A 15,316-nucleotide genomic window follows, 5' to 3' on the forward strand; every position below is an offset into this window, starting at 1 on the left:
GGGCTCCGCCGCCCGCGCCGACTCAGTCCTCCCCCGCACAGTCATGACATAGCCGAGATTGCCACGCTTTATCGGGAAATATGAGCCGTTCTCGTGCGATTACCTCGCCGGACCGGTCAGGTAACCGCTCCCCCGGCGCGGCCACGCGTACGGCACGCAACCGCGGGTGGTGAGCGTCTGCTGCACCATGACCGACGCCGGGCCACCCGCCTTCGGGCAGCCCTCGTGCCGGTGTCCCAGCTCATGGCCGACCTCGTGGTTCACCACGTATTGGCGGTAGGTGGCCAGCGGGACCTTCGCGTTCACGTACGGCTTCGCGGACAGCCGCCAGCGGTCCAGGTTGATGATCGCCTTGCCGGTGGTGCGGCACGACGTATAGGGCACGCCATTGATCTTGATGTTGGTGCCGCCGCGCTGACACATCCGCCCGGCCGTCTCCCGGGTGGCCAGATAGACCGTGAAGTCGGCCTTCGCCGGGCCGGCCACCATCTGCAGCCGCACCTGACCGCCGCCGATCCAGCTGCGCTGGTCGCCCAGGGTCGCCACGACCGCGTCCGCGAACGCGGTCACGTCCTCGTTGCTGCCCTGCTCGACGGCCACGTGGAAGCGCCGGAGCGGCCCTGCGGCGCCGAGCACCGGGCCGGCGGTCATCGCGTACGTGAATTTGCCGGAGCCGTGCGACGGCACCGCGCCCGTCAGACTCAGCGGTTGCGCAGCCGCGCTTTCCAATACCGGCGGCTCGCTCGACGGGACGATCGACGGTGTCACGCTGGGCATGGCGGAAGTCACTGGTGTCGATGGCACGGTCGACGCGCTCGAGCTCAGCCCGCGGCCGGCGAGGAAACCGGACGCCACCACCGCGGTCAGCACCAGAGCGGCCAGCCACCAGCGCCGCCACCGATCCGGCGAACTGGGCGGCCGGGAAACGGGCGCGAGGGCTTGCTCGATCATCGATCGCCAGGGTTTCACATACGGCGATCGTTGTCTTCCCCGATGGATCTTGTGAGAGCTACGCCGCCTTCTCGGTAACGGTGGCCGGCAACTCGTCGAGCATGCCGACGATCGCGCGCGCCACCACCCGCGGCACCTCCATCTGCGCCACGTGGCCCACGCCCGGCAGAACCAGCAGCCGGCTGTCCGGAATCGCCCGGGCCACCTGCGCCGGCACCCGCGGGTCGATCAGCTTGTCGGTCAGCCCGCCGATCACCAGGGTCGGCGCGGTGATCTCGGTGGCCAGCCGCCACAGCGAATTGCGACCGGGAAGGTACGCCCGCAGGAAGCTGGACACCAGGCCGCGCAGCGTACGCAGGTAGGCGTTCGGATAGTGCTCCACCGTGTAGCGCAGCCGGATCTCCTCGAGCGCCTCGGCCCGGCGCTGCGCGCTCGCCTTGCGGGTGTCGCCGAAGCAGGCCGCGAGCACCTGATCGGCCATCTCCTCGACCGAGAGGCGGGCCATCCCCCACGCGAAGATCCGGTCCGCGCCCGGCAGGGCCAGGATCGGAAGATAAGGCCCATGCGCCGTCCGGCGCGGATCAAGGAACGGCATGGCCGGGGAGATCAACGTCAAGGTCCGGACCAGGTCAGGGCGCAAAGCAGCCACGCGTACGGCGATGGAGCCGCCCAGCGAATTGCCCACCAGATGCACCCGGCCCCGGCCGGCGTGCTCGAGGTAGCCGATCAGCGCGGCCGCGAACGCCGGGATCGAATAGCGCCGGCTCGGATCGCTGTAGCCGAATCCCGGCAGATCGACGGCCTGCCCGTCGAACCGGTCGGCGAGGAGACCGGCCACGTCGGTGAAGTTCTGCGAGGAACCGCCCAAGCCGTGCACGTAGACCGCCGGCTCGGCGCCCGGCTCGGTGGCCGGGGTGTCGCGGACGTGGAGCATCGACCCGCCGATCACGACCCGGCGTGCGGGCCACGGGGGTGGACCGTCGCCGTCCGGCAGCAGAACGCTGTCGTCGGCCAGTCGAGCGCCTCTCATTGCGACAACAGTGCCTCGAGGCGCCGGTTGACCGCCGCCAAAGTTGCCCGAACCATGGCGTGCCGATCGTCACCGCTCACCACGGCCGAACCGGCCAGCTGTTCCACCCAGCTGTTGCAGGACAGCAGCAGCACAACCACCGCGACCTGGGAGTTGCCGAACGGGACGGCGGCGGCGTGCTCGACGAAACAGCGGGCCGGGCCGTCCGGATGGTCCGACTCGTTCAGCAGGTCGTTGACCGCGCCGGCGGTGGCCATCGCGCACAGCCGGAGCAGGTAGCCGTCCACGGCCGGGCCGTCGGCCACACCGGACGCCGTCCGCCCGCCGACGGCCAGCTGCACCTCGACCGAAGCGTCCGTGCCGTACGTATTGACGTGCACGTTCTCGATGAGGATGCGCGGGCCGGGGTGCTCGCCCGGGAAGAGCGGGCGCGGCGGGCCGGGCTCGTCGTCGGCCGGGACCACCGCGTCGTACGCGTCGTCCTTGTCCCGGTGCGACTCGGCCCGTTCCGGCTGGCGTTCCACCCGGCGCGGCGGTTCCGGCTCGACCGGTCGCTCCTCGCGCTGCGGGCGCGCCCGCTCGACCACCGGAGCCGGCGTCGGATCCGGCTGCCGGGCCGGCTCGGGCCGGCGGAACGGCTCGGATTGCCGGGGGAGCTCGGCCTGGCGGACCGCCTCGGGCTGCCGGACCGGCTCGGCCTGGCGGATCGGCTCGGGCTGCCGGACCGGCTCAGGCTGCCGGGCAAGCTCGGACTGCCGGGCCGACTCGGGCTGCCGGGCCGACTCGGACTGCCGGAACGGCTCGGACTGCCGGAACGGCTCGGGCTGCCGGGCGAGCTCGGACTGCCGGGCCGACTCGGACGGGCGAACTGGGTCGGGCTGGCGGGCGGGGTCGGGCTGGCGGGCGGGGTCGGGCTGGCGGGCCGGCGGCAGGGCTTCGGCGGCGAACGAGGGTGAGGTGGACGGCGGCGGGCCGGCGGGTGGCGCCGGGGGCGCGCTGCGCTGGCGGGTCGGCACCAGGGCGGACGGGGAGACCGGGGCGGCCGCGGGAGGCGTCTCGCCCTTCATGGCGGCGTCCAGGCCCATCCGGTCCTGCAGAAGGCGGGCCACCCGGCGGCTCACCTCGGCCGGGTCGGCGCCCTCGGCCAGGTCGAGCCGGAGACTGTGCGCGCCCGACGGGGTTGCCCGCAGGGAAGCGTCGCGCACGCCGTCCACTCCGCGGACGGCCGCCAGGATCGCCTGCACGTCGAAGCCTTCCTCCCGCTCGCGCGGCTGCACCGTGTTGCCGCGGCGCAGATGCGTCGCGATCCGGGCCAACTCCGGCGTCTCGGCCGTGGGCTCGGTCAACGGCGGCTCCGGAACTCTCGGCACGTCCGGCTGGGCCGGGACGCGCTGCGGCAGCCCCCGCGAACCGGGGTCGGCCGGTCCGCCTGCTCCGGGGGCCGCGGGCGAGTTGCCGAACGACGCGTATGCCGGAGGCGGGACATAACCCGACGGCTCGGCGGCCGGCCCGGACTCGTACGACACCCGGCGCGGGAAGCTGGATGGATCGTACGACGGGCGGGTCGGGGACGGTGCGTCGACTGGGGCACTCGGCGGGGACGCGGCGGCCGGCGGAAAGGGCGCCGGCGACTGCGGGCGAGGCGACTCGGGAGCGCTCCATTCGGGGCGACGCGCCGCGGGCGCGGCCGGGCGCACCAGCGGCACCGCGGCGCGCTGCTGGGCGGCGGCCGGCGCCGGGGCCGTGGTCTGCGTGTCGTCGAGGTCCCCCTCGTACGGATAAGGGGGTGCGCTGTTCGGGGTGGGCACGTCGTAGCGGCGCGGTTCGGCCGACCGCAGGCTGGTGGGGCGGCCCGCCGCATCCCGTGAGCCGAGACCCGGCTCGCTCGCGGCACGAGCACCGAGGCCCGGCCCGCTGACCGGTCGTCCGCCGAATGCCGGTGATGCGGGACTCGAGGCGCCGATGCTCTCGCCGGTGGGGCGCTGCAATGGAGCGGGCGGCGGTGGCGGCTCGGTGCGCGGGGCCGGCGGGCGGGCCGGCTCGCTGCCCGACGGCGTCAGGTGGGCCAGCAGGTCCGAATAGCGCGGACGGTTGTCCGACCACCGCGGATCGGGGTCGGCCGGCACCACGGACGGGGGAATTTCGCCAGATTGCTTCGCGTCGACGAAACCGGGCGGCGTGGGCGCGGCGATCGGGGTGGGCGGAACCGGCATGGGCGGCTGAGCGGGAGTGGTCTGAACAGGGGTATAACCGCGGTCAGGCGGGGGAAATGCCTGATTGCGCGGAAATGGCGTGGGCCGGCGCCATGCCGGCACGTCATTTTCCGCGTCGAGCGCCGCGCCGGTGTTCGACCAGGGACTATCCTGCGTCGCCCAGCCGTTCACCCGAGCGCGCTCACGCGAATCGGCACTGTTACCGCTATCCGCGGCTCCAGTGTCTCCGGAATGCCCTGATTCATCCACCGCGCGCTCCTCGCTCGCCCGTGCTGAGGCTACCGTGTGCATGCGGTGGCGATAAGTTGCGGCGTCGCGACAGTTGACCGGCCTTGGCCGCGAGGAGCGCCGATCCGGACAATCCGCGCCGACCGAACCGTGGGGACCGACCCCCTGGAGGTTAGAGAGAGATGACCGCTGCTTCTGGCGGGGCACAGACCGCCCGGCCCACCCGCCTGCCTCGTTCCGCACGACGCAAGCAGTTGCTGGCCGCTGCCCAGCAGGTCTTCGTGGCGCATGGCTACCACGCCGCCGCGATGGACGACATCGCCGAACGGGCCGGTGTCTCCAAGCCGGTGCTCTATCAACATTTCCCGGGCAAGCTCGAGCTCTATCTCGCCCTGCTGGACACGCATTGCGACGCGATAATCGCCAAGGTGCGGGACGCGATGCTGGCTACCAGCGACAACAAGGACCGGGTCAAGGGCGCCGTCCGGGCCTATTTCGACTTCGTCGACCACGAGAGCGAGGCGTTCCGTCTCGTCTTCGAGTCCGATCTGCGTAACGATCCGCAGGTCAGGCAGCGGGTCGAGCGGGTCGAGCAGGGCTGCATCGCCGCGGTCACGGACACGATCATCTCGGACACCGCGCTCAGTTCGGACGCGGCCGAGCTGCTCGCCTCCGGCCTGGTGGGAGCGGCCGGCCAGTCGGCTCAGTTCTGGCTCGCGAACGGACGGCGTACGCCTAAAGCTGAAGCCGAAGCGCTCGTAGCTGCACTGATCTGGCGCGGCATCGCCAGCTACCCCCTGCAGGGCGGCACATCCGGCGGAACACCAGCCGAAATCGGATAACCTTCTGTGCGGTAACACCCGCACAGAGGGAGGGCCCCGTGGAGGTCAAGATCGGCGTGCAGCACACGCCCCGCGAGCTGGTGCTGGAGAGCGCTCAGTCCCCGGCGGAGGTCGAGCAGGCCGTGGCCGAGGCGATGGCCAAGGACAGCGTGCTGTCGCTCACGGATGAGAAGGGCCGCAAGGTGATCATTCCAATCGCCAAGGTGGCCTACGTGGAGATCGCCGAGTCGTCCAACCGGCCGTTCGGCTTCACCACCCGCTGAGGTAACGCCTCGTCCGGAGGGCATCCCGTGCATCGGGGTGCCCTCCCGTAACTCTGGTCTGAGGTGCGGGATCTCCCGGTCGGGTAGACTTGCGGGCGTTGCCGTCGACGTCGATTCATGTTCCCGGGCTTTGAGCGGTTTTGGGAGCAGTTGAGTCGCCGCGGCACCCCGCGCGCGTGCGGCCCGCTTTACAGCGTGTGGCCCGCGCCCTACCCATAGCGCGCCCCTGACACGACGGGCGCACCACGAGAGGCACCCGTAAAACTTCATGACAGACATCGAAAATTCAGAACCCGCTTTGGTGCCGGTTATCAATCGCGCTCCGGTCCGTCCGGACAGCCCCACCTTTGCTGAGCTGGGTGTCCGCGCCGAGACCGTCGAGGCGCTGGCGACAGCCGGCATCACCCGGGCCTTCGCGATCCAGGAATACGCCCTGCCCATCGCCCTGCGCGGCACCGACCTGATCGGCCAGGCGCCGACCGGCACCGGCAAGACGCTGGGCTTCGGCCTGCCCCTGCTTGAGCGCGTTCTCGCCCCGAGTGAGGGCGCCGACGGCAAGCCGCAGGCGCTGATCGTCGTTCCCACCCGTGAGCTGGGCCTTCAGGTCGCCCGCGACCTGGCCGCCGCGGGCAGCACGCGCGGCGTGCGGGTGCTGCCGATCTACGGCGGCGTGGCCTACGAGCCGCAGGTCGACGTGCTCAAGAAGGGCGTCGAGATCCTGGTCGGCACGCCCGGCCGCCTGCTCGACCTGGCCAAGCAGAAGCAGCTCAACCTCAAGTCGATCAAGGCGCTGGTGCTCGACGAGGCCGACCGCATGCTCGACCTGGGCTTCCTCGACGACGTCGAGAAGATCCTGGCGATGCTCCCCGATCAGCGGCAGACCATGCTGTTCTCGGCGACCATGCCCGACCCGATCGTCGCGCTGTCCCGCCGCTTCCTGCACAACCCGGTAACGATTCACGCCGGGCACACCAGCGAGAGCGGCCCGTCGCCGCTCACCAAGCAGGTCGTCTACCGCACCCACCCGCTGAACAAGCTGGAGATGGTGGCCCGCATCCTGCAGGCCCGCGGCCGCGGCCTCACGATGATCTTCTGCCGCACCAAGCGCGCCGCCGACCGGGTTGCCGAAGACCTCGACTTCCGCGGCTTCGCGGTCGCGGCCGTGCACGGCGACCTGGGCCAGGGCGCGCGCGAGCGGGCTCTGCGAGCCTTCCGCAGCGGCAAGATCGACGTGTTGGTCGCGACCGACGTCGCCGCCCGCGGTCTGGACGTCTCCGGCGTCACCCACGTGATCAACTACGACTGCCCGGAAGACCCGGACACCTACACCCACCGGATCGGCCGCACCGGCCGCGCCGGCGCCACCGGTGTCGCGGTCACCTTCGTCGACTGGGAGGACATGCCGCGCTGGGTGCTCATCGACAAGTCGATGGGCCTGAGCATGCCGCAGCCCCCGGAGACCTACCACACCAGCGCGGCGCTCTACGCCGACCTCGACATCCCGACCGACATCTCGGGCACGCTGCCGACCGCGGACCGCAACCGCGTCGGACTGGCTGCCGAGATCGAGGAGGACCTCGGTGGCGGTCGCCGGCGGCGGGAAACCGGTGGTCGCGGCAGCCGCGATCGCGACCGCGACCGCGCTCCCCGCCGGGGACGCAACAGCTCCGGGCCCGCCGACGAAAGCCCGGCGGCGCCTGCCGCGGAAGAAGACGGCGACCGGCCCAAGCGCCAGCGTCGCCGGCGCCAGGTTGCCGACGCCGAGCCGGGTACGCCGGAGATCACGCCGGCCGAGGGCTCGACCGAGGCGGCGCCCGATGCCACCGACGAGGCGGCTCCGAAGCGGACGCGGACGCGGCGGCGCGCCCCGGCAACATCGCTCTCCTTCGACGACGGCAATGCCGCTCCCGACTCCCCCACGGTGGATCTCAGCGACTCCGCGCCATCCGCATCCCCCGGCGCACCGTCCTCGGACGAGGGCGACGCCGATCGGGCTCCCCGGCGGCGTCGGCGCGGTGGCCGCGGCAACCGTGGCTCCGGCAACGGCAGCGCCGGTGAAGCTGCGGCCGACATGAGTGGCGGCTCCGAGGCCGGGGTGGGCACCACTGCCTGATCCGTTCGTCGGTTACTGCCGCTTCTCGCGGCGTGGCCGGCATCCTGTCTGATCGTCTTCGGCCACCGCCCCTTACCGGGGTGCGTGGCCGAGGTCGTTCAGCGGCAGCGGAGCGACAACCGGCTGGGCCGTAGCGGGCGGACGGCCTTGAGGCCGATGGCGCTCCGACTGCTTGGCGGGGCTTGGCCTATCTCCGTACTGGAAAAGTGGCGTAGGAATCTCACTCAGGGTGAGAGTCGATGCCTAGCGCTGCGCAAGCCTCGCGGTACATCCGCACCACCTCCAGCCGGGCCTGGCTTCGTTCGGTCAGGCGTTCCGCGAAGGGGATGCGGACCGGGACCTGGATGCCGTCGACCACCGCGGCGAACTCGATGGCGTCGGAGTCCATGCCGGACATGCGGGCGGCGGTGGCCGATGGCATGCCACCGAGCGCGCGCACGATCACCACATTGTCTTCGGCGTGGTCATCGTTCATGTGGCGGGCGATCTGCTCGACCACTTCGGGCGTGAACGGATCTGACATTTCGGACTCCTGCGGGGTGGTCAGGTCCAGCGTTGGCGGAGGTCATCGAGCACCGCGATGTTGAGACGGTACGCCTCAAGCACCTCGGCGATGAACTCCTCCTGTTCGTAGCGTGACCAGGGCAGCGTATCGAGTAACTGTCGGTAGTAGCTCTTCAAGGACTCTGCGTCGATGCCGTCGAAGACGAAGAAGCGGTGGCCCTCGCCGTTCAGGCCGTAGGAGCGCGCGATGGCGCGGCCCAGATATTGCCCGCCGGAGAGATCGCCCAGGTAGCGCGTGTAGTGATGGGCGATGAAGCCGATCGGGTGCGAGTTGGCGGCGTAGCGCAGGCGGGTGCAGTAGGTGGTGGTGGCCGGCAGCGCGGCGATCCGATCCGGCCAGCGCGGGCCGTGCATGAAGCGCAGGTCGGCCTCGAGCGATGGCAGCCGGGTCAGCTCGGGGAAGACGAACGCGCGGGCCAGCGGGTCGTCGATCATAGTGCGCGCGGCCAGCTCGAGCGCCTCGTAGAGGAACCAGTGCTGCGCGGTGAGATCGGCGTAGGCCTCCCAGGGCAGCAACCCGGTGGCCAGCGCGTCGAGGAACCCGCTGCCCTGCGCCGCATCGTGCGCGGCGTGGGTCTCCCGGCGCAGCCGGGCGGAGAGCCGATGAGCCCCCGGCGGGTCGGCCATCGCTGACCTCACTTTCTGTCACCGCTTCTTGGGGGCACAGCGTAGCTATTGATCGACTTCATGTCCCGCCCCTGGTGACGAATTCGTGGGCCCAGGGGCCAGGCACAATTGGGGAATGCCACAGCCCTTGGCGGACGTACTCGCCGAAGTTCGCACCCTTCTGCTCGACCCCGCTCTGACCCGTGCCGTCGCGGCCGGTCGCCGCCGCGGCCAGACACCCTCGGTGACCAGGGCGGAGTTGCGGCCGGTGGCGTTGAAGGGTGGCCCGAAGTTGCAGATCGTCACCGACGACGGATCGCGACCGTTCACTCGGAACGTGACGCCCGGTGACGAGGCCGCTGCGGCGGTGGATGAGCTGCTCGCGGAGCCGTTCGGGAACTGGCACGTGGAGACGTCGTCGGCGACGGTGCAGGTGCGAATCACCAAAAAGGGTGACGCCCTGGTGCACCGTTCCTCTTCGGCACCCGCCTCTGCCGCTTCGCTTTCGCATGATCGCGCCAAGCAGTGGCTGCTCGATCCGGGCGACCCGCTGTTCTCGGTGATCGGCGGCAACGCGGCCAAGCGGCGGCAGGTCGACGCGTTCCTGCGAGCGCTCGCGGCCACTCTGCCCGACACGCTGCCGTCGCCCCTGCGCGTCGTCGACCTGGGCTGCGGAAACGCATACCTGACCTTCGCCGCCTACCGCTACCTCGCCGGGCTGGGCGTGTCGGTCCAGGTCGTGGGGGTCGATGTGCGCGAGGACCAGCGCGTACGCAACACCGCCGTCGCCGCCGAGCTGGGCTGTTCCGCCGACGTCAGCTTCGTGGCCGGCACCATCTCGGAGGCGTCGCTTCCGTTCACACCGGACCTGGTCCTGGCCCTGCACGCCTGCGACACCGCCACCGACGACGCGCTCGCCCGGGCGGTGCAGTGGGACGCCGGCTGGGTGCTGGCCGCGCCGTGCTGCCACCACGACATCGCCGCCCAGCTCAAGGGCTCGCCCGCCCCGGCGCCGTTCGGCGAGCTGAGCCGGCACGCGATCATGCGCGAGCGCTTCGCCGACGTGCTCACCGACTCGCTGCGAGCGTCCCTGCTCCGGCTGAACGGCTACAAGGTGGAGGTGGTCGAGTTCATCGACTCGGCGCACACCCCGCGCAACCTGCTGCTCCGCGCCCGCCGCACGGGCGCCGCGCCGACCGAGGCCCAGCGCACCGAGTACGAAACCCTGACCAGCCAGTGGTACGTGACTCCCGCGCTGGAGAAGCTGCTCAGCTGACCTCGACCGTCCACGCTGCGGTGTGCACCTGGCCGGCCACCTGGAAGTCGAAGAACATCCGGTAGCTACCGCTGCTCGGCACCGACAGCCAGAACTTGACCTTCCCGTCGATCGGCTGCGCCTCCGGATGAACGTGCACGTAGGCAAGGTCGCCGGCGCGCAGCACCACCAGATGCCCGTACGCGCCCAGGTAGGGCTCGAGCACCGCGGCCTGATGATCGGGGCCGGCCACACTCATCAGGATCGGCTGGGTCGACTTCGTGCTGGGCTCACCCTCGTAGCCGACCGCGAAACCGTCGGTGGCCACCGCCCGCACCGGCGCGGGCAACGCGGTCGGCGCGTAGTTGCCCGCCACCGTCAGGTCGCTGCCCAAGGTGGTGGCGATCGGCACGCCACCCACGACCGCGGTGAAGTCCGCGATCATCCGATAGATCCCCGGGCTGGGCAAAGTCAGGTCGATGCCCCAGGTGCCGTCGGCCGCCATCGAGGGATGCAGGTGCTGGAACCCGCTGAGATCTCGCCGGATCACGATGAGATGCAACAACTTCTCATGCACGATCGCGTACGTCGTGACCGGCGCACCGCCCGGCCCGGCGATCCGGAAGCTGAGACGCTGGGGTTTCCCGGCCGTAAAGCTCGTCGTCGTGGGCACCAGGGTGAGGCCGCCGGAGCTCAGTGAGAGCCCGCCGACCGCCGCGCCCATCGGAGTGGTGCCGGCCGCCGTGCTGCCCTGGGTGACCGTTCCGTCGGTGTTGTGCTGGTGTGGCTGGCTCTCGTCCATGACCATGCCCGGCATCGCGCTTCCGCTGCCGTTTCCGGTCGCCGTCGCCGGTGGGGCCGAGGCCGAGGCGGTGCCGTTGTTGAGGCGGCCGAGGCCGTAGCCCGCGAAGAGCACCACGATGAGAAGCGCCCCGAACGCCGCCAGCCGGAAGCCGGCCTTGTCCCCCGCTGCGGGCGTCCCGGGGAGGCTGAGGTCTTGGTCGCTCCCGGTTTCCGGTTGTCCGGATTCCAGTCGCTCGGTTTCCGGTCGCGCGGTTGCTTCGGTCGTCCCGCCGCCTGCCTGCTTTTCAGGCTCGGTCGTCCCGCCGCCTGCCTGCTTTTCAGGCTCGGTCGCGCCGCCGCCGGTCGGCTTTTTGGCGGAGGTGGTCGTGCTGTCCTGTGGTGAGCCGTCAGGCATTCGCGAGCTCGTAGCCGGCCTCGTCGACCGCCGCGCGCACGTCGTCGTCGGCCAGGGGCGACTCGCTGGTCACCGTGACCGCGCCGGAGGTCAGGTCGACCCGCACCTCCGCGACGCCCGGCAGGGCGGTGAGTTCACCGGTGACTGCCTGGACGCAGTGCGAGCAGGTCATCCCGGTCACGGTGTAGGTGCTGGTCACAGCCATGGAACTGCCTTTCTGGATGATGGAGATCCGGACTCGTGGCGATCCGGACTCGTCAGGAACGCACGAGCCGGGCGATCGCGTCCGATGCCTCTTTGACCTTGGCGCTCGGATCACCAGCCCGCGCCGCGTCGACGACGCAGTGCGCCAGGTGGTCCTCGAGCAGGCCGACCGCCACCGCCTGAAGTGCGCTCTTGGCGGCCGAGATCTGGGTCAGGACGTCAATGCAGTAGGTGTCCTCGTCGACCATTCGCTGGAGCCCACGGATCTGCCCCTCGATACGCCGTAGGCGCCCGAGCAGCGCCGCCTTGTCACCGGAGTAACCATGCGGACCGTGGTGTGTCGTCGACTCGTCGGACATGGTGCGAGCATACCCCCTCCCCGTATCTGCGCCGCTCCCGGCCGCCCCTCGCCGGGGTGGCCCTCGCGGCCCATCTTGTCCACTTCCAGTACTTTTGTCACCACCAGGCACCCGAGAGCGCTACAGCTCAGATGGTCAGGCGGCCACCGCCAACGCCAAGGGCAGCACCCCCTCCGCGCCGGCCCGGCGCAACGCTCGGCCGGCGAGCACCATCGTCCAGCCCGAATCGACCAGGTCGTCCACCAGCAGGACCGGACCGCCCAAGGTCGACAGCTCGGGCGGGACTGTGAAGGCCTCGTGCAGCGCGCGCACGCGCTGCGCGCTGTTGCCTCGGGAACCGTCGCCGGATGGGGCGGCGGAAGCGATCGCCCCGAGCAGCGGCAGCCGGCCCACCCGCGCGATGTGCTCGGCCATCGTGTGGATCAGCTGCGGGTGACGCTGCGAGCCCACCTCGATCACGGCGGCCGGGCGACGGCGCCAGGCGTCCTCGCCGTGCGCCCAAGCCTTCAGGATCTCCACAACCGCGGCAGCCAACTCGTCGGGAATCGGCCCGTCGGGTGACTCGGGCGCGACCACTGTGCGGAGCCGACCGCCCCAGCCCAGGTCGGACAGGCGGCCGACGGCCCGGCCGGGCTCGATCTGGTCGGCCGGCGCGATCTTGCCCTTGAGCGAGATGCCGACGGCGGCCATGCCGGTGGGCCACATCTTCTTCGGCGCGATCTCGACGCCCGGCCGGCCCAGGAACGCGTCGGCCGCGGCGAGCGCGGCCGCCGATACATCGGTATCGAACAGCGGCTCAGCGCAGTTGTCGCAGCGGCCGCACGGTGTGGCCTCGGGATCGTCCAGGCAGCGACGCAGGAACTCCATGCGGCACGCGTCGGTCTCCGCATAATCGATCATCGTCTGCTGCTCGGCCGATCGCGCCTCGGCCACCCGCCGCAGGCGCGCGGTGTCGTAGGTCCACGGCTCACCGGTGGCGAGCCAACCACCACGGGTGCGGCGAACCGCGCCGTCCACGTCGAGGACCTTGAGCATCATCTCGAGGCGGTTGCGGCGCAGGTCGACCAGTGGCTCGAGGGCCTGTGTCGACATCGGACGATCCGCCGACAGGTTGGCCAGCGCCAGGCGAACCTGATCTTCCGGCGGGAAGGCCAGTGAGGCGAAATAGCGCCAGATCGCCGCGTCTTCCCGCCCGGGCAGCAGCACCACCTCGGCATGCTCAACAGCTCGCCCGGCCCGGCCGACCTGCTGGTAATAGGCGATCGGGGAGGGCGGCGCGCCCAGGTGAACGACGAAACCGAGGTCAGGCTTGTCGAAGCCCATGCCGAGCGCCGACGTCGCCACCAGAGCCTTGATCTTGTTGTCTTGCAGGTCCTGCTCGGCGGCACGCCGCTCGTTGTCTTCCACCTGCCCGGTGTAGGACGCCACCGCAAAGCCCCGCGTGCGCAGGAAATCGGCGGTCTCCGTGGCCGCGGCGACGGTCAGCGTATAGATGATGCCGGAACCGGGAAGCCGGTCGAGGTGGTCGGCGAGCCAGGCCAGCCGCTGCGCCGGATTGGGCAGGTCGAGCACCGCCAGGCGCAACGAATCGCGGTCGAGCGCACCGCGCAGCACCAGCGCATCGCCGAGCTGCTCGGCCACGTCGGCGGTCACCCGCGCGTTTGCGGTCGCGGTGGTCGCCAGCACCGGCGTGCGCCCCGGCAGGCCGGCCAGGAACGTGCGCAGGCGCCGATAGTCGGGGCGGAAGTCGTGGCCCCAGTCGGAGACACAATGCGCCTCGTCGACCACCAGCAGCCCCGTGCTCGATGCCAGGCCGGGCAGCACGTTGTCACGGAAGTCGGGGTTGTTGAGCCGCTCCGGGCTGATCAGCAGCACGTCGATGCTGCCCGCCCGGATCTCGTGCTCGATCTCGGACCACTCGTCGAGGTTGGCCGAGTTGATCGTGCGGGCCTGGATGCCGGCTCGGGCGGCCGCATCGACCTGGTTGCGCATCAGCGCGAGCAGCGGCGACACGATGACGGTCGGGCCGGCCGGCGGGTCGCCGGGCTCGGCCGTAACCGCGCCGCGCAGCAGGGCGGTGGCCACGAAATAGACGGCCGATTTGCCCCACCCGGTGCGCTGCACGCAGAGCACTCGCCGCCGATCGACGGTCAGCGCCTCGATGGCTCGCCACTGGTCCTCGCGCAGGACGGCACGCTCGCCGGCGAGGCGCCGCAGCACCTCCTCGGCGCGCTCACGCACCGCTGCTCGCTCGGCCACTCCGGCTGTCGTCCGCGTTGTCTCGGTCACCCGGCATGTCTATCAGCCGCCACCGACAGAACTGGAGTTATCCACAGCCGGCGGTTATCCACAGGCCGGCGAGAAAGTTCGGCGCCGCCCAACCGGCCGGAGTCAGAATCGAGCCTGTCCATGAGCGACCCGAAGGAGCCGATCATGATCCCTGAGCCCAGTTCAGCGCGTCAGCAGTCCCTCGATCAGGTCAACGGCCACCGGCACACCGCCGGCCACCGCCATGGCCGCGGAGATCTCACCGGCCCGAGCGCGGAAACTCGGGTCGCCGAGCACCTGATCAACAGCCGCCACGATCCGGCTCGACTTCGGGCTCCCGGTTCGCAGGTCGAGACCCGCGCCCGACCAGGCCACCCGACGCGCCACCTCCGGCTTGTCCAGCGACCCACCGGCGACAATGAGCGGCACCCCGGCTTGCAGAGCGGCCAGCACGCCACCCCAGCCGCCGTTGGTGACCATGACATCCACGTGCGGGAGCAAGAGGTCGTGCGGGAGGAAGGCGGCGGCCCGCGCATTCGCCGGCAGCGGCCCAAGCGTGGCCGGGTCGGCGCCGCCCGTCGTGCAGACCACCAGCACGTCCCGGTCGGCAAGCCCCTGCATGGCCGGGCGAAGAAGGTCTGCCGGGTCGACATCGAGCGTCCCCTGAGTCACGTGCACGACCGCACGGGCCTCGGCAAGCTCGGGCCACCACTCGGGGAGGCCAGCTGAGCCAGCCGCCAACGCCCGGCCGGCCGCATTGGCGGTCCCGCCGGGCGAGCCGGCCAGCGAGGCGGCCTCGCCGGCTGGCCCACCTGCACTAGCCGAGACTGCCGCACCTGCCGGAAAGGCGTCGCGGCCCACCTGGACGGACTCGGCCGAGCTGCTGCGATCCGCCGGGTCCGCCGGGTCGGCCGGGTCGGCCGGGTCCGCCGGGTCGGCCGGGTCGGCCGGGTCCGCAGGGTCAATTTGGGCTGACGTCGACAGGTCGGAACGGTCGGCCGTGTCAGATCGGAGGTCTGGGTCGGTCACGGCCGCCGGATGGCCGCTCTGAGCAGACGCGGTCGGGTCGGCGCGACCGACCGCGGCGACGCCCTGGTCCGCGGCAGGCGCGGCAGGCGCGGCAGACGCGGCAGACGCGGCAGACGCGGCAGACGCGGCAGACGCGGCAGACGCGGCAGACGCGGCAGACGCGGCAGACGCGGCAGACGCGGCAGACGCGGCT

The 15,316-nt window shown here is 71.2% G+C and carries 14 protein-coding genes; 4 read left to right on the forward strand and 10 right to left on the reverse strand.

Going from position 1 to position 15,316, the window contains the following annotated elements; all coding sequences use genetic code 11:
- Positions 1 to 99: 99 nt before the first annotated feature.
- Genes AB0E90_RS19815 through AB0E90_RS19825 form a run of 3 tightly spaced genes read right to left on the reverse strand, consistent with a single transcriptional unit; the run spans position 100 to position 4,194 of the window.
- Positions 100 to 951 (reverse strand): DUF3152 domain-containing protein, encoded by an 852-nt coding sequence (locus AB0E90_RS19815; RefSeq protein WP_360407138.1) that lies wholly within the window; start codon positions 949 to 951, stop codon positions 100 to 102.
- A gap of 58 nt (positions 952 to 1,009) precedes the next feature.
- The gene (locus tag AB0E90_RS19820; RefSeq protein WP_360407141.1) at positions 1,010 to 1,981 is read right to left on the reverse strand and encodes an alpha/beta hydrolase; all 972 of its coding nucleotides are present in this window, start codon (positions 1,979 to 1,981) and stop codon (positions 1,010 to 1,012) included.
- Positions 1,978 to 4,194 (reverse strand): Daple, encoded by a 2,217-nt coding sequence (locus tag AB0E90_RS19825; protein ID WP_360407144.1) that lies wholly within the window; start codon positions 4,192 to 4,194, stop codon positions 1,978 to 1,980. The genes AB0E90_RS19820 and AB0E90_RS19825 overlap by 4 nt, the downstream gene beginning before the upstream one ends.
- A 410-nt stretch (positions 4,195 to 4,604) precedes the next feature.
- Here AB0E90_RS19825 and AB0E90_RS19830 point away from each other — a divergent pair, with 410 nt between their 5' ends.
- The 3 genes from AB0E90_RS19830 (at position 4,605) to AB0E90_RS19840 (ending at position 7,640) form a co-directional block, all read left to right on the forward strand.
- The gene (locus AB0E90_RS19830) at positions 4,605 to 5,264 is read left to right on the forward strand and encodes a TetR/AcrR family transcriptional regulator (protein WP_360407147.1); all 660 of its coding nucleotides are present in this window, start codon (positions 4,605 to 4,607) and stop codon (positions 5,262 to 5,264) included.
- A 38-nt stretch (positions 5,265 to 5,302) separates the two neighbouring features.
- Positions 5,303 to 5,527, forward strand: coding sequence for a DUF3107 domain-containing protein (locus tag AB0E90_RS19835; RefSeq protein WP_213011287.1), 225 nt, complete (start codon positions 5,303 to 5,305; stop codon positions 5,525 to 5,527).
- 268 nt (positions 5,528 to 5,795) lie between these two features.
- The gene (locus AB0E90_RS19840) at positions 5,796 to 7,640 is read left to right on the forward strand and encodes a DEAD/DEAH box helicase (RefSeq protein WP_360407150.1); all 1,845 of its coding nucleotides are present in this window, start codon (positions 5,796 to 5,798) and stop codon (positions 7,638 to 7,640) included.
- A gap of 220 nt (positions 7,641 to 7,860) precedes the next feature.
- Here the strand turns inward: AB0E90_RS19840 and AB0E90_RS19845 are convergent, their stop codons facing one another.
- Positions 7,861 to 8,163, reverse strand: coding sequence for a DUF2470 domain-containing protein (locus tag AB0E90_RS19845; protein ID WP_360407153.1), 303 nt, complete (start codon positions 8,161 to 8,163; stop codon positions 7,861 to 7,863).
- Between the two features lie 20 nt (positions 8,164 to 8,183).
- Entirely contained in the window at positions 8,184 to 8,831 is a 648-nt protein-coding gene (locus AB0E90_RS19850) for a biliverdin-producing heme oxygenase (protein ID WP_360407156.1), read from the reverse strand.
- A gap of 115 nt (positions 8,832 to 8,946) precedes the next feature.
- Between AB0E90_RS19850 and AB0E90_RS19855 the strand changes: the two genes are divergently transcribed.
- A complete protein-coding gene (locus AB0E90_RS19855; RefSeq protein WP_360407159.1) occupies positions 8,947 to 10,086 on the forward strand; it encodes an SAM-dependent methyltransferase in 1,140 nt (379 codons plus the stop codon).
- On the opposite strand, the gene AB0E90_RS19860 is transcribed toward AB0E90_RS19855, so the two are convergent.
- From AB0E90_RS19860 to AB0E90_RS19880, 5 genes are all read right to left on the reverse strand, one after another.
- Positions 10,079 to 10,984 carry a hypothetical protein gene (locus AB0E90_RS19860; RefSeq protein WP_360407162.1) on the reverse strand — a complete coding sequence of 302 codons (906 nt, stop codon included), beginning with the start codon at positions 10,982 to 10,984 and terminating at the stop codon, positions 10,079 to 10,081. The genes AB0E90_RS19855 and AB0E90_RS19860 overlap by 8 nt on opposite strands.
- A gap of 271 nt (positions 10,985 to 11,255) precedes the next feature.
- The gene (locus AB0E90_RS19865; RefSeq protein WP_360407165.1) at positions 11,256 to 11,468 is read right to left on the reverse strand and encodes a cation transporter; all 213 of its coding nucleotides are present in this window, start codon (positions 11,466 to 11,468) and stop codon (positions 11,256 to 11,258) included.
- Positions 11,469 to 11,520: 52 nt separating this feature from the next.
- Positions 11,521 to 11,826 (reverse strand): metal-sensitive transcriptional regulator, encoded by a 306-nt coding sequence (locus AB0E90_RS19870; RefSeq protein WP_360407168.1) that lies wholly within the window; start codon positions 11,824 to 11,826, stop codon positions 11,521 to 11,523.
- Between the two features lie 135 nt (positions 11,827 to 11,961).
- On the reverse strand, positions 11,962 to 14,115 hold the full coding sequence (locus AB0E90_RS19875) for a DEAD/DEAH box helicase (RefSeq protein ID WP_360407171.1): 2,154 nt from the start codon (positions 14,113 to 14,115) through the stop codon (positions 11,962 to 11,964).
- A 162-nt stretch (positions 14,116 to 14,277) separates the two neighbouring features.
- The gene (locus AB0E90_RS19880) at positions 14,278 to 15,123 is read right to left on the reverse strand and encodes a nucleotide disphospho-sugar-binding domain-containing protein (RefSeq protein WP_360407174.1); all 846 of its coding nucleotides are present in this window, start codon (positions 15,121 to 15,123) and stop codon (positions 14,278 to 14,280) included.
- Between the last annotated feature and the right edge of the window lie 193 nt (positions 15,124 to 15,316).

Origin of the sequence: Actinoplanes sp. NPDC026619 (assembly GCF_040638295.1) — a bacterium.
GTDB lineage: Bacteria > Actinomycetota > Actinomycetes > Mycobacteriales > Micromonosporaceae > Actinoplanes.

What these genes read in the sequence shown, in the direction of transcription:
- AB0E90_RS19825 (WP_360407144.1), bottom strand. Translation starts at nt 4,194, where the DNA reads ATGCCGGTTCCGCCCACCCCGATCGCCGCGCCCACGCCGCCCGGTTTC.
- AB0E90_RS19830 (WP_360407147.1), top strand. Translation starts at nt 4,605, where the DNA reads ATGACCGCTGCTTCTGGCGGGGCACAGACCGCCCGGCCCACCCGCCTG.
- AB0E90_RS19855 (WP_360407159.1), top strand. Translation starts at nt 8,947, where the DNA reads ATGCCACAGCCCTTGGCGGACGTACTCGCCGAAGTTCGCACCCTTCTG.
- AB0E90_RS19865 (WP_360407165.1), bottom strand. Translation starts at nt 11,468, where the DNA reads ATGGCTGTGACCAGCACCTACACCGTGACCGGGATGACCTGCTCGCAC.
- AB0E90_RS19815 (WP_360407138.1), bottom strand. Translation starts at nt 951, where the DNA reads ATGATCGAGCAAGCCCTCGCGCCCGTTTCCCGGCCGCCCAGTTCGCCG.
- AB0E90_RS19870 (WP_360407168.1), bottom strand. Translation starts at nt 11,826, where the DNA reads ATGTCCGACGAGTCGACGACACACCACGGTCCGCATGGTTACTCCGGT.
- AB0E90_RS19845 (WP_360407153.1), bottom strand. Translation starts at nt 8,163, where the DNA reads ATGTCAGATCCGTTCACGCCCGAAGTGGTCGAGCAGATCGCCCGCCAC.
- AB0E90_RS19840 (WP_360407150.1), top strand. Translation starts at nt 5,796, where the DNA reads ATGACAGACATCGAAAATTCAGAACCCGCTTTGGTGCCGGTTATCAAT.
- AB0E90_RS19850 (WP_360407156.1), bottom strand. Translation starts at nt 8,831, where the DNA reads ATGGCCGACCCGCCGGGGGCTCATCGGCTCTCCGCCCGGCTGCGCCGG.
- AB0E90_RS19820 (WP_360407141.1), bottom strand. Translation starts at nt 1,981, where the DNA reads ATGAGAGGCGCTCGACTGGCCGACGACAGCGTTCTGCTGCCGGACGGC.